Source organism: Flavobacterium aestuarii (assembly GCF_040049115.1).
GTDB lineage: Bacteria > Bacteroidota > Bacteroidia > Flavobacteriales > Flavobacteriaceae > Flavobacterium > Flavobacterium aestuarii.
The window spans coordinates 383,118-396,645 of the sequence record NZ_JBDLZZ010000002.1 but is presented as its reverse complement, the minus strand read 5'-3'; the positions used below and the strand labels follow the sequence as shown (position 1 = coordinate 396,645).

At 35.4% G+C, this 13,528-nt stretch carries 15 protein-coding genes and 2 tRNA genes; 7 read left to right on the top strand and 10 right to left on the bottom strand.

Going from position 1 to position 13,528, the window contains the following annotated elements; genetic code table 11:
• Positions 1–243: 243 nt before the first annotated feature.
• The 7 genes from ABEG11_RS03750 to idi all read right to left on the bottom strand — a co-directional run bounded on the left by ABEG11_RS03750 (position 244) and on the right by idi (position 3,434).
• Positions 244–317, bottom strand: a tRNA-Thr gene (locus ABEG11_RS03750).
• A 78-nt stretch (positions 318–395) separates the two neighbouring features.
• Positions 396–469 (bottom strand) — tRNA-Thr (locus ABEG11_RS03745).
• A gap of 72 nt (positions 470–541) precedes the next feature.
• Entirely contained in the window at positions 542–811 is a 270-nt protein-coding gene (locus tag ABEG11_RS03740) for a hypothetical protein (protein WP_348822853.1), read from the bottom strand.
• 148 nt (positions 812–959) lie between these two features.
• Entirely contained in the window at positions 960–1,928 is a 969-nt protein-coding gene (locus ABEG11_RS03735) for a type I phosphomannose isomerase catalytic subunit (RefSeq protein ID WP_348822852.1), read from the bottom strand.
• 60 nt (positions 1,929–1,988) lie between these two features.
• Positions 1,989–2,447 carry a peroxiredoxin gene (locus ABEG11_RS03730; protein ID WP_348822851.1) on the bottom strand — a complete coding sequence of 153 codons (459 nt, stop codon included), beginning with the start codon at positions 2,445–2,447 and terminating at the stop codon, positions 1,989–1,991.
• On the bottom strand, positions 2,448–2,858 hold the full coding sequence (locus tag ABEG11_RS03725; protein WP_348822850.1) for a 6-pyruvoyl trahydropterin synthase family protein: 411 nt from the start codon (positions 2,856–2,858) through the stop codon (positions 2,448–2,450).
• A gap of 36 nt (positions 2,859–2,894) precedes the next feature.
• Positions 2,895–3,434 (bottom strand): isopentenyl-diphosphate Delta-isomerase, encoded by a 540-nt coding sequence (idi, locus tag ABEG11_RS03720; protein WP_348822849.1) that lies wholly within the window; start codon positions 3,432–3,434, stop codon positions 2,895–2,897.
• 220 nt (positions 3,435–3,654) lie between these two features.
• On the opposite strand from idi, the gene msrB reads away from it, so the two are divergent.
• From msrB to ABEG11_RS03700, 4 genes are all read left to right on the top strand, one after another.
• Positions 3,655–4,203, top strand: a complete 549-nt coding sequence (msrB, locus tag ABEG11_RS03715; RefSeq protein WP_348822848.1) for a peptide-methionine (R)-S-oxide reductase MsrB — start codon at positions 3,655–3,657, stop codon at positions 4,201–4,203.
• A 16-nt stretch (positions 4,204–4,219) separates the two neighbouring features.
• Positions 4,220–4,855 carry a peptide-methionine (S)-S-oxide reductase MsrA gene (msrA, locus tag ABEG11_RS03710; RefSeq protein ID WP_435302825.1) on the top strand — a complete coding sequence of 212 codons (636 nt, stop codon included), beginning with the start codon at positions 4,220–4,222 and terminating at the stop codon, positions 4,853–4,855.
• Between the two features lie 70 nt (positions 4,856–4,925).
• Complete coding sequence (locus ABEG11_RS03705; protein ID WP_348822846.1) at positions 4,926–5,462, top strand: MepB family protein; 537 nt, start codon at positions 4,926–4,928, stop codon at positions 5,460–5,462.
• A 66-nt stretch (positions 5,463–5,528) separates the two neighbouring features.
• Positions 5,529–6,014 (top strand): nuclear transport factor 2 family protein, encoded by a 486-nt coding sequence (locus ABEG11_RS03700; RefSeq protein WP_348822845.1) that lies wholly within the window; start codon positions 5,529–5,531, stop codon positions 6,012–6,014.
• A gap of 25 nt (positions 6,015–6,039) precedes the next feature.
• Here the strand turns inward: ABEG11_RS03700 and ABEG11_RS03695 are convergent, their stop codons facing one another.
• Complete coding sequence (locus ABEG11_RS03695; protein WP_348822844.1) at positions 6,040–7,602, bottom strand: NAD(P)/FAD-dependent oxidoreductase; 1,563 nt, start codon at positions 7,600–7,602, stop codon at positions 6,040–6,042.
• Positions 7,603–7,748: 146 nt separating this feature from the next.
• Here ABEG11_RS03695 and ABEG11_RS03690 point away from each other — a divergent pair, with 146 nt between their 5' ends.
• The gene (locus ABEG11_RS03690) at positions 7,749–7,985 is read left to right on the top strand and encodes a hypothetical protein (protein WP_348822843.1); all 237 of its coding nucleotides are present in this window, start codon (positions 7,749–7,751) and stop codon (positions 7,983–7,985) included.
• 162 nt (positions 7,986–8,147) lie between these two features.
• On the opposite strand, the gene ABEG11_RS03685 is transcribed toward ABEG11_RS03690, so the two are convergent.
• Together ABEG11_RS03685 and alaS are read right to left on the bottom strand one after the other, a co-directional pair.
• Complete coding sequence (locus ABEG11_RS03685) at positions 8,148–8,942, bottom strand: hypothetical protein (protein WP_348822842.1); 795 nt, start codon at positions 8,940–8,942, stop codon at positions 8,148–8,150.
• A gap of 157 nt (positions 8,943–9,099) precedes the next feature.
• Complete coding sequence (gene alaS, locus ABEG11_RS03680) at positions 9,100–11,730, bottom strand: alanine--tRNA ligase (RefSeq protein WP_348822841.1); 2,631 nt, start codon at positions 11,728–11,730, stop codon at positions 9,100–9,102.
• Between the two features lie 333 nt (positions 11,731–12,063).
• On the opposite strand from alaS, the gene ABEG11_RS03675 reads away from it, so the two are divergent.
• The gene (locus tag ABEG11_RS03675) at positions 12,064–13,041 is read left to right on the top strand and encodes a peptidoglycan DD-metalloendopeptidase family protein (RefSeq protein ID WP_348822840.1); all 978 of its coding nucleotides are present in this window, start codon (positions 12,064–12,066) and stop codon (positions 13,039–13,041) included.
• A 92-nt stretch (positions 13,042–13,133) separates the two neighbouring features.
• Positions 13,134–13,466, top strand: a complete 333-nt coding sequence (locus ABEG11_RS03670; RefSeq protein ID WP_348822839.1) for a MerR family transcriptional regulator — start codon at positions 13,134–13,136, stop codon at positions 13,464–13,466.
• Positions 13,467–13,528: the final 62 nt, after the last annotated feature.

Below are 13,528 nucleotides of genomic sequence, written 5' to 3'. Positions count from 1 at the left end.
ATAAAAGCGTTTAGAAGCCAGTTCAGAGGAGTAAGAAAAGTAGATTTTTTCCTCTTCAGATTATCAAATCTTTTTGCCTAATCCCCAACTTTTGCACCTGATCCATTTTTTCCTCTTCAGATTATCAAATCTTTTTGCTTAATCCCCAACTTTTGCACCTGATCCCAAACTTCCACAAATTTTTACAAACCATCCATAACAAAAAAACCATTTAACACAATGTGTTAAATGGTTTTTATTAAGAGCCGATAGAGGGACTCGAACCCACGACCTGCTGATTACAAATCAGCTGCTCTAGCCAGCTGAGCTACATCGGCCTATTCAATATGTTTTTTTTGTAATGCTAAAATTTAAATAAAAAACCATCTAAATAAATAAAAATAGATGGTTTTTTGAGCCGATAGAGGGACTCGAACCCACGACCTGCTGATTACAAATCAGCTGCTCTAGCCAGCTGAGCTACATCGGCCTCATTACGGGTGCAAAGATAAGCGTGAATTTCGTTTTTCCAAAATAAATTCAAACTTTTTTGCCCTTTTTTTTACTGCAATTCGTTGATCTTAGCAATCAATTGATTAGCAGTTTGTTCCAATTCTACATTTATCTGTTTGAAATGTGCTTTCTTGTTTTCAACGTTTTTTGCGTTTACTTTTGCGATTAAACTATCAAATGCAGTAATCGCTTCATCAATTAATGCATTCGTTTCATCTGTTGGTTTTCCTGTTGTAGAAATTTCGAACAAGTAAACTGCCTCAATAATATCACCTAAAACGTAGTTGATGTCTTTCTTTAAATTCTTAACGTTTGCCATTTTATTTTTTATTTAATTTGCGTCTGCAAAAGTACACATAATCTTCTTATTCCCAACTATGAAATCGCCATAAAAACAATCTGCTACCAACAAAGCACATAAATAAGGAGCGATATCATAAATGAATCTATAAAAAAGAATTTTACATCTATGAAATGTAAATTTCTAAAATTGAAGCTTTTCCCTTCAGATTATAATCTTTCATTGCTGCTGGAATAAGAATTGTATCTCCTTTTTTATATTCATATGCAACTCCGTTGTAATCTATTTCAAACGAACCTTCTGCACACATATATACGACAAAAGAAGCCCCAGAATTAACTACATTTTTTTCATTTTCAAGCGGAATAAAATTAGTTGTAAAGTAAGGGCAATCAACTACTGTATTCGATTTATTTACTTCTTTGGCATATTCTTTATAAGTATCGACTTTTTTATAATTAATAGCATCCAAAGCCAAATCAACGTGAAGTTCTCGGGTATTTCCCTGAGCATCTTTCCTGTCAAAATCATATAAACGATAAGTGATATCCGAGGTCTGCTGTATTTCGGCTATGACCAGCCCAGCTCCAATAGCGTGAACCGTCCCTGTTTCTAAGAAAAAGACATCTCCTGGTTTTGCTTTTACGGTATCTAATATATCAATCAGTGTTTTATCATTGAGATGATCCATATATTCCTTTGCGCTGGAATCATTCTTAAATCCAACAATAATTCTGGCATCGGTATCAGCCTGCATAACATACCACATCTCTGTTTTCCCGAAAGAATTGTGGCGTTTTTTAGCTAATTCGTCATTAGGATGCACCTGAATAGAAAGATCTTCGCGAGCATCAAGATATTTGAACAGCAATGGAAATTGTTTTCCAAATCTTTGATGAACTGCTGTTCCCAGAATTTCATCTGGGTATTCATTGATTAAATCGATCAATGATTTCCCTTTATATTCTCCGTTTGCCACAACACTTACATCTCCTTCTACCGTAGATAACTCCCAGCTTTCTCCAGTAATACTGGATATAATTGGTTTATTCAGAATGGTTTTTAACTTTTCGCCTCCCCAGATTCTTTCCTTGAGAATGGCATCAAACTGTAATGGATATATTTTTGAATTCATATTTTTTTATTTACAAATTTCTGAATTTTTACAACCAAACAATACTACTATTTTGTCATTTTATGATAGTAATCCTTTAATTGCTTCAAGCGCCTTTGGAATATGATTTTTTGCTTTCATACTGTCAAAAACCATAATTATTGTACCAGTTTTATCAGCCACATAAGTAACCCTGCCTGGCATTAATCCAAACAGATTAGAAGGTACTCCAAAAAGGGTTCTGATTTTCTTATCCGAATCAGACAAAAGAATAAAGGGTAACTTATATTGTTGTGAAAACTTTTGATGTGAAATGACGCTATCACTGCTAATTCCTATCACTTCAGCTCCAAGATCTTTAAAATCCTCGTACTGATCTCTAAAACTACAGGCTTGAGCAGTACATCCTGGAGTATTATCTTTTGGATAAAAATAAATAACCAATGCTTTTTTCCCAATCACCTCGTTACTGTCAAAGTCATTTCCATTAGTATCCTTTGCAGTAAAAACTGGAATTTTATCCCCTGCTTTTAATTCCATTTATTCTCCTTTATAAGTTACAAAATTACGGGGAGTTTCATAAAGCACCACTTCCAAATCAAGTTCTGGCTTTACTTTTTTCCGGATTTTATTCCAAATCACCACTACAATATTTTCTGCTGTGGGATTCATATCCTGAAATTCCGGTACATCCAGATTCAGATTTTTATGATCGAATTGATCTTCAACTTCAGCTTTGATAATATCTGTCAGGAATTTCACATCCATGACATAACCAGTTTCTTTATCAATTTCACCAGTGACACTCACTATTAATTCATAATTATGACCATGAAAATTGACATTATTACATTTGCCAAAAACAGCATCATTCTGTTCAAAAGTCCAATCCTTCCGATACAAACGATGAGCTGCATTAAAATGGGCTTTCCTAGATATAGTAACTCTCATACGGGCTTTAAGAATTTAAATTTGGCAATTGCAGGATTAATTTCTTTGTTCTAATGCATGCTCTTCCAAAAAATGATAAAATTCATCGAAAATAATTTTAAACCAAACAGTATAATCTTTTGGATTCTCCATCATATCATTTTGAATGTCATCAATTTTCATCCATTTCCAAGCCTCGACTTCATCCTTATTAATTTCTGGCTCTCCATTATAATAACCAATCATCACATGATCGAGCTCATGTTCAGTCAATCCATTATCAAAAGGGGCTTTGTAAATAAAATGAAAAAGTTCCTTCAGTTCGGTGTTAAAACCCATTTCCTCATACAACCTGCGATTACCAGCCTGAATATTGGTTTCTCCTTCCCGCTGATGGCTGCAGCAGGTATTGGTCCACAATAATGGAGAATGATATTTTTGATGTGCTCTTTGCTGCAGCATAATTTCGCTTTTATCATTTAACACAAATACAGAAAAAGCACGATGCAAAATGGCTTTTTCATGTGCTTCCAGCTTTGGCATTAAGCCAATCTGCTCATCTAATTCATTTACTAATATTACTTTTTCTTCTTCCATATTATGCATTGATAGAGCAAAAGTACAAAAAAGATACCTTTTTAATTTGGTAAAGATGCATTTGCTTTTCTGCTGAAATCATTTCAATAAAATCCCTTTTAATCCTGCTCGTAGAATTTCCAAATTACTTTTTTTGCATATAATAAACTCATAAAGTTTTCAAAATGACATAATCATTGCTCTAAACTTCTATTAAATTTGATATATAAAACCTGTGTATATGAAAGCAACGTCTTTTTTTTTCATTTTATTACTACTCCCTTTATTTGTTTTTCAAGCTTGCGGGCAGAATAAAGAAGCCAAAAATAATGAAACCATTTTGGCTGATGCTTCAAGTAAATCTAAAAACCCTTATTATTCACACACAGACACTACGAAACTGAATCTTACCGATGCTGAATGGAAAAAAATCCTGCCGGAAGACGTGTATTTAGTTTCGCGAAAAGCCGATACCGAAAGGCCTTTTACAGGCAAATATTGGAATACCGATGTAAAAGGAACTTATTACTGCGCAGCCTGCGGGAATCTGCTTTTCCGTTCGGGAGCCAAATTTGCCAGCAGCTGTGGATGGCCAAGTTTCTTTGAACAGGAAAATAAAAAAAGTATAGTATTCAAGGAAGATAATTCTATTGGTATGGAAAGAATTGAAGCGCTTTGTGGCAGATGTGGCGGACATCTAGGGCACTTATTCGATGATGGCCCGGCTCCAACCGGCAAAAGATACTGCATGAATTCCATTGCACTTGATTTTGAACCAGATGCTAAATAAAAATTAAAACCCGATCATGATGAAAACGAAAACATTAATTTTGCTCTGTTTACTATTTAGCGGAATATCATTTTCCCAAAACAATACTAAAACTAAAAAAATGACACAATCTAATTTTGAAACTATAACTCTTGGCGGTGGCTGTTACTGGTGTGTAGAAGCTGTTTATGAAAATCTGAAAGGTGTAAAATCAGTTGTTTCAGGGTTTTCGGGCGGAAAAATTGTTAACCCAAGTTATGAAGAAGTCTGTTCCGGTACCACAGGTCATGCTGAAGTGGTACAAATTACTTTTGACAAAAATGTAACCAGTCTTGATGAGATTTTTAAAGTGTTTTTTACCGTTCATGATCCAACAACCCTTAACAGACAAGGAGCTGATAAAGGAACGCAATACAGATCTGTTATTTTTTATAATGATGAAGAACAAAAAAAAGAAGCACAATCCATTATTGCTGAGCTAAACAAAGCAAAGGTTTACCAAAATCCAATTGTTACTACGATAGAACCTTTTACTAAATTTTACAAAGCCGAAGATTATCATCAGAATTATTATGCCAATAACAAGAATCAGCCATACTGTCAAATGGTTATTCAGCCAAAAATTGAAAAATTTGAAAAAGTCTTTAAAGACAAGCTGAAAACTAAAAAGTAATTTTTCAAATCTCACAAGCCGAAATCCATTTCGGCTTTATTATTTATCAAAACATCAAATTCATTTTCAAATGATTACACAAAAGTCTTGGACTGCATCAGAAAGTTTACCCGAAGATTTAATTTTAGTCAAAGAAAGACTTTTTGATAATTATGATTTCAAAACCACGCAGCCCATTCTCGAAGCAGAAAGTACTGAATATGGAGCCTGCCGTTTTGTTCTAAATAATTTAAATATTGTTTTCCGAACTGCAAAAATCACTCCTGCTAAAACCGGGCAGTTTGTGACATTCTGGAAAAGAATAAATCAAGGTTCAATTCAGCCTTTTGACGCTGCCGATCCAATTGATTTATTTGCTGTCAGCACTAGAAAAGACAATCACTTCGGGCTGTTTATTTTCCCTAAATCAGTTTTCATAACCAAGGAAATTGTTTCGGACAAAAAAGAGGGAAAACGTGCCATTCGTGTTTATCCGCCTTGGGATATTACAACCAGTAAACAAGCCCAAAAAACACAGAAATGGCAATTGGATTATTTCTTAGAATTACCAGATTCTCAAACGATAGATGTAAACCGAATCAAATCATTATTTTTCATAAAACACTAAAAAACAGCTTTTAACAAAACAAAATATTCTTTTCCTATCTTTATAAAGTCATTAATCTAAAAAAATATGAATAAAAGCAAATACAGATACCAAAGCTTTTTCTTCTTATTTCTATTTATTCTAAGCCTAAATCTAACTTCGGCTCAAGAAAAAAAAGTTGCCCCCACTTCACAGGAACTGTACAACGAAATTGCTTCAATGGATACACAGCTTTTTGATGCATTCAATGCCAAAGACATGGCTAAATTCAAACCTTTGTTTACCGAAAATCTGGAATGGTATCAAGACAATGGAGGCTTAATCTCTTATGAAACTGTTTTTTCAAATTTTGAAAAAATGTTTAAAAATGAAAACAAACTCACCCGGAATTTAGTCAAAGGCAGTCTCGAAGTACATCCCATAAAGGATTTTGGAGCCATTGAAACTGCCACGCATCAATTTCGCCACATTGAAAATGGAAAAGAAGAAATAGGCACTTTTAAATTTCTTGCTATTTGGAAAAAAGTAGGCAGCCAATGGAAAATTTCAAGAATGGTAAGTTATGACCATTGACCCCATTCTTTGTATTATATAAAAATTATTTTTGCAAAACCTCAGCAATTTTCAAAGCACATTTTTCACCGTCAATCGCGGCAGAAATAATACCTCCTGCATAACCAGCTCCTTCACCGCACGGATAGAGACCTTTTATCTGCAGATGTTCGTATGTATAAGCATCTCTGGGAATTCGCACAGGTGAAGAAGTTCTAGATTCGGGAGCATGCAAAATCGCTTCATTGGTCAAATACCCTTTCATTGATTTTCCAAATTCTGAAAATCCCTGTCTTAATATTTGTGAAAGGAATCCAGGAAAAACCTGTCCCATTTCTACCGAAATGGTTCCCGGAACATAAGAAGTTTTAGGAATGTCTGCAGAAACTTTATTTTGGGTGAAATCGACCATTCGCTGGGCTGGAACTTTTTGGGTTTCCCCTGCCAGATGCCACGCTTTCTGTTCGATACTTTTTTGAAATTCCATTCCTGCCAAAGCTCCGAATTTTGCAAAAGGTTTAAAATCTTCCAGTTTCAATTCGACTACAATTCCAGAATTGGCCGTTGACTGATCTCTCTTGGACGGCGACCAGCCATTAGTTACTACTTCACCCGGACTTGTAGCGCAAGGTGCAATCACACCGCCAGGACACATGCAAAATGAATACATACCGCGCCCGTTTACCTGTTTCACTATAGAGTATGGCGCAGGAGGCAAATGTTCACCGCGATAATCACAGCTGTACTGAATACTGTCAATCAATGACTGCGGATGCTCGGCTCGTACGCCCAAGGCAAAAGGTTTAGCCTCAATAAGGACTTTCTTTTTATCTAATAATTCAAAAATATCGCGAGCAGAATGTCCAGTAGCCAGAATCAATTTATTAGCTAAAATTGTATCGCCACTTTGAGTTACAATTCCCTGTACTTCATTATTTTTTATCAAAATATCAGTCAAACGGGTTTCGAATAAAACCTGTCCGCCGCATTCGATTATTTTTTCACGGATATCCTGTATAATCTGGGGTAATTTATTGGTTCCAATGTGCGGATGAGCATCTACCAATATATCACCCGTGGCACCAAAAGCTACCAGTAATTCCAGTATCCTATTGACATCACCACGCTTTTTGGAACGGGTGTATAATTTCCCATCCGAATAGGTTCCTGCTCCTCCTTCGCCAAAACAATAATTAGAATCTTCGTTTACAATATGATCCCGATTAATCGCTTTCAGATCACGGCGGCGGCCACGAACGTCTTTTCCTCGTTCGATAACAATTGGTTTCAAACCTAACTCTATTAATTGCAAAGCTGCAAAAAGTCCTGCTGGCCCTGCTCCAACTACAATAACCTCCTGTGCATTGGAAACATTTTTATAATCCGGTAATTCTATTTTGTTTTCCTGAAATAATTCCCCTCTAAAATAAATCGAAACTTTCAAATTGATTTTAATCGCTTTCTGACGCGCATCAATGGAGCGTTTTAAAATGGCAATATGCTGTATTTCATTTGTCGGAACTTTAATCTGTTTCGATAAATAATCTTTTAGCAGCAAATCATTTGCAGCTATTTCTGGAGTTACCTGAAGTAAAAGTTCTCTTGGCATTGTATTGTATTTATTCAATTAGCTTTTCTTGCTATGAAAAGAAGATGCAAAAATACTATTTTGGAACTGAAATTAATTATTTAATCTAAAATCGATTTCAAAATGACTTTGTACCTTTGTTGCTTTCAAACTTCACAATAAAAATAATGTCCAGAAAAATAAAACTAATATGGGATTTTCGGGGTCCAGCTTCGGCAAAAACAGCCGAACATCACGAAATTCATCTGAAAGAATATATCGTCATTGAAAAATTACCGATAAACATCACCGGGTTTGAGATTTTAGATGAAATGTATGCGATTGCCTATATAGTTGTTCAGGAAGAAAATATGATTGAAGTAAGAGATGCTCTGAAACCACACCGTGGTGAACTATTCGAATAGACAGAAGAAAAAAAACAGTTTTCAGATTGAATGCATAAAATTCATCATCTGAAATCTGTAAATTTTATTATGATTCAAATTTCTGAACTTACTTCACAAACTCAACAGCTTTCTCTAAAGCCTCAGCAATTCCATCAATATTTTTACCGGGGTAGCAATTGTTTAATATGTATACTCAGTTACATACTCTATTTTTTTTCCATCACTCGTAAATGATGTGTGTTTCGTTGGATAGCCTTTATCATCATAAATATAATCACTTACATAAACTGATGGAGACTGAAATGTGCTATTAACTCTAGTTGTTTTTACAACATTATTATTATTCCATCCAGTTTCGTTTAACAACAAATTTAAACCTAAAATTTTTTTCAGAGGGTTATTTTTATTATCATATTCGTAAGTCCTTGTTTCATTATATTGGGTGGAAATATCTTCTTGTTTTACAAGATTACCATCTTTGTAGCTTAAAGTTCCTTCAGATTGTTTAGTTTCATTTTTTGTATTTGGATCAACATAATAATAAATATATGAAACCTGATTATCCGAAATATACTTATATACTGTTTTATAAACATACTGCCCGTTTGGATATTCAGTAGAAAATTCTTCTTTTAAGGTTCTTATTTTTAGTTTTCCATTTTCGTAAATGTAAGATACCTCAACATCTTTAACTTCTTTCCCACTATTATCTATTTCAAATTTCACCTGCTTAACTATAAAATTTCCATCATAAGTAAAAACAGTTTTTGAATTCTCATCTACCGAAGTTAAAATCTTATTTCCATCATAAGTTATTACATCTTTACTATTATCCGATGGAAAATCAGGAAAAGTCATAGTTATTGTTTTAGGTAACACCAAATTATTGCCTGAATCCGAAGATGAATCATCACCTGAACAAGATGAAATTATAATGAAAATTAAAGCTGAAAGAAGGGGCGAAATTTTTTTCATTTTTTTGTAAGTTTTACATTAATATAATCACAAATATAAAATATTTTAAAAGTACTAACCTAAATAAATTTTACTTTTTTTAACAAAAAAAAACTCAAGAAAGTCACTAAACAACCTTCTTGAGATCTCTATATAAATACTCTATTTGCAAGAAAATCTACTTCACAAACTCAACCGCTTTAGCCAAAGCTTCAGCAATTCCATCAGTATTTTTACCTCCTGCAGTAGCAAAGAAAGGCTGACCACCACCACCACCTTGGATGTATTTGCCTAATTCACGAACCACTTGGCCAGCGTTTAGTTTTTTATCAGCGACCAATTCTTTGGAGATATAACAGGACAGCATTGGTTTTCCACCATCGGCAGTTGCCAATACTAGGAATAAATTAGTCCCTAATGTCCCTAATTCATACGCTAAATCTTTTGCTCCTTCCGGGCTCAGATCAACTTGTTTAGCAAGGAACTGAATTCCGTTAATTTCCTGTAATTCTTTGGATAACTCGCCTTTCATATTTTTGGCTTTATCTTTCAATAAAACTTCCAATTGTTTTTTAAGCGAAGCGTTTTCGTCCTGCATTGCCTGAATTGCTTTTACAGGATCAACAGCATTTTTCAGCACCTCTCTTATTTCGGCAAAAGTTATCAATTGTGATTCGAAGAAATCCTTAGCCGCTTCGCTGGTAATTGCTTCAATACGACGGATTCCTGCTGCTACAGCTCCTTCGGACACAATTTTAAAATGCCAGATATCGCTTGTGTTTTTCACGTGAGTCCCTCCGCACAATTCCACTGAATCACCAAATTTAATCATTCGCACTACATCACCATATTTCTCTCCAAACAAAGCAATTGCACCTTCCTGCAAAGCCTGGTCTTTTGGAATTCCTCTTTTTTCAATCAAAGGCAGATTTTCACGGATTCTTGCATTCACAAAATCCTCTACTTCTTTAAGTTCATCCTCGGTTACTTTAGAAAAGTGTGAAAAGTCAAAACGCAGTGAAGCATTTCGAACCATCGATCCTTTCTGTTCAATGTGAGTTCCCAGTATTTTTCTCAATCCTTGGTGCAGCAAGTGAGTTGCCGAGTGATTTGAAGATGTTTTTGCTCTTTGGATTTCATCTACAACAGCCACAAAACTATCGGTCAGATTATCCGGAAGCGATTGGGTAAGATGTATCGTTTGATTGTTTTCTTTTTTGGTATCGATAATATAAATGATATCTCCGTTTGAAGCTTCCAAATATCCTTTATCCCCTGTTTGTCCTCCGCTTTCTCCATAAAATGGTGTAGCATTAAAAACCAGCTGATAAATTTCACCGTCCTTCACACTGTCTACTCTGCGGTATTTCGTGATTTTTACATTGTGTCTCAATCGGTCGTAACCTACAAATTCCTGAACATCATCTTCGAGCAAAACATTCCAGTCTCCAGCCGTAACTTTCGAAGCGGCACGGGAACGCTCTTTTTGCAATTGCAATTGCTCCTGAAATCCTTTTTCGTCCAGTTCCAATCCTTTTTCAGAAAGGATCAAAGCCGTTAAATCGATTGGAAAACCATACGTATCATACAATTCGAATGCTTTTTTGCCATCTATAACAGTTCCTGAATTGGTACTAATCACCGCATCCAATAATACCAATCCTTGATCTAAAGTACGCAGGAAAGAACTTTCTTCCTCACGAATCACATTGGAACACAATGCTTTTTGTGAACGGATTTCTGGGAATGAACTGCCCATTTGTGCACTCAAAGTGTCAACCAATCTATATATGAATGGCTCTTTTGTATTTAAGAAAGTAAAGCCATAACGGATAGCACGACGCAAAATTCTGCGGATTACATAACCAGCTCCAGTATTCGAAGGCAACTGGCCATCGGCAATAGCAAAAGCAACCGCACGGACGTGATCTGCAATTACACGAATTGCAATATTAATTTTTTCCTCGGCTTCGTCTTTTGCCTTAACTGTATATTTCGTTCCGGTAATCGTTTCGATTTCTCTGATCAGCGGTGTAAAAACGTCAGTATCATAATTTGACTGAACTCCCTGTAAAACCATACAAAGACGCTCAAATCCCATTCCTGTATCTACGTGCTGCGCAGGTAATTTCTCAAGGGAACCATCGGCTTTACGGTTGAATTCCATAAATACGTTGTTCCAAATCTCAACTACATGAGGATGATCAGCATTTACTAAAGATTTACCAGAAACCAAAGCTTTTTCTTCGGCAGAGCGGATATCCACATGAATTTCAGAACAAGGTCCGCATGGTCCCTGATCACCCATTTCCCAGAAATTGTCTTTTTTGTTACCCAGAATGATTCGGTCTTCGTCAATTAATTCTTTCCAGATATCCCAGGCTTCCTGGTCAAAAGGCACATTTTCAGCGGGATTTCCTTCAAAAACGGAAACATACAAAATATCCTTTGGAATTTTATAAACCTCTGTCAGTAATTCCCAAGCCCAATGAATAGCTTCTTTCTTGAAATAATCGCCAAAAGACCAGTTCCCCAGCATTTCGAACATTGTGTGGTGATAGGTATCGATACCTACTTCCTCTAGGTCATTATGTTTTCCGGAAACACGAAGACATTTTTGCGTATCGGCAATTCTGTTGCTTTTTGGAGTTCCATGACCAAGAAAATATTCCTTGAATTGCGCCATTCCAGAGTTGTTAAACATCAGGGTTGGGTCGTCCTTTAGAACTATTGGAGCCGAAGGAACGATTAAGTGTCCTTTGCTTTCGAAAAAATCTAGGAATTGCTTGCGTACGTCTTGTGATTTCATTTTAGTTGTTTAATCGGTTATTGTTTAATTGGTTAATCGGTTTTGCTCGAATGAACGAATAACCATATCAACAAATCAACTTTTTTTGCCCCAGATAGCAGTGGAAAGCTTCGAGATTTAGAAACTTATTTTTTCTTGAGATGGCAGAGCGACCAGAGGAAGCTCCTGCCGGCTCATTAGAAAAAAAAAGTTTTCTAAACGAGAACTTGCAGCGGATAGCTGGATTAGGCACATTATATTTATTATTAAAAAAAGACTCGAACATTTGAAACATTTATTAAATTTGTTCGACTTACCTTTTAAATAATTTGCAAAAATAGGGTATTTTAAAATATGGCGAAAGTAAAATATTATTACGATTCCGTAAATCTTGCCTATCGAAAGATAAAAATCAGAAAGAGACGAAAATTAGGCTATGCTATGCTATTTTTGTCGGCCTCGGCGCTGTTTGGCTTTTTGACCTTTGTGATATTATTGAACACACCTTATTTTGACACGCCAAAAGACAGAACCCTGGAACGTGAAATTGAAAATTTAAAATTGAATTATGCCATTTTGAACAAAAAAATGGATCAGATTGATGATGTAATTGAAGATATTGAGGACCGGGACAATAATTTATACCGGGTTTATTTTAACATAGCGGCTATTCCTGAGGAAGAAAGAAAGGCAGGCTATACTAAAACAAACCATTATGCAGCCTTGCAGGGTTATGATAACTCGACATTAGTTATTAATACTACCGAAAGAGTTGATGCATTGAGCAAAGAACTAGCAATACAGTCGAAATCATTAGATAAAATTTTAGAATTAGCGAAAGCAAAAAGCAAATTATTAGCAGCGATTCCAGCGATACAGCCTGTCAAAAATGAAAATTTAAAACAGATGGCTTCTGGTTTTGGTTATCGTACTGACCCATTTACAAAAGCACGAAAAATGCATGAAGGAATGGATTTTACAGCCAAAACAGGAACACCAATTTATGCCACAGGCGATGGAGTTGTGGCAAGAGCTGACAATACTGCATCGGGATATGGCAATCACATTGTAATAAGACACGGATACGGCTATGAAACTCTGTATGGCCATTTAAGCAAATACAACTGCCGTTCTGGAAAATCGGTTAAAAGAGGAGACGTTATTGGATATGTTGGCAGTACGGGAAGATCCGAAGCACCACACCTGCATTATGAAGTGCATAAAAACGGCAGGGTTGTAAATCCTCTTAATTTTTATTACGGCAATATTTCGGCGGTGGAATACGTTGCTATTTCAAAAATTGCCAATCAGGAGAATCAGTCGTTGGATTAGAATATAGAGTAAGAGAATAGAATATAGACAAAAAATAATTAGGGATTAGTGATTAGCTAACAACTAAGGACTAACAACTAAAAAACTAAAACATGCATATTGAACTACCAAAAGATAAAAGATATTACAGCATAGGCGAAGTAGCCAAAGCATTTGACGTAAATGCTTCCCTGATCCGTTTTTGGGATGGTGAATTTGATATTCTGAAACCAAAGAAAAATGCTAAAGGAAACCGGATGTTCACACCCGAAGATATAAAAAACCTGCAGCTGATCTACCATCTGGTCAAGGAAAGAGGATTCACATTGGAAGGAGCAAAAACTCATCTGAAAGAAGGCCAGAAGAAAACAATGGATAAATTTGAAATTATCCGTAAATTAGAAACCATAAAAGCACAGCTGACCAGCATCAAAAATGAGCTTTGACAATTTCAATGTCAATATCAAAAATCAATTGCAATTAAAAAACAACAAATACTTACACTTTT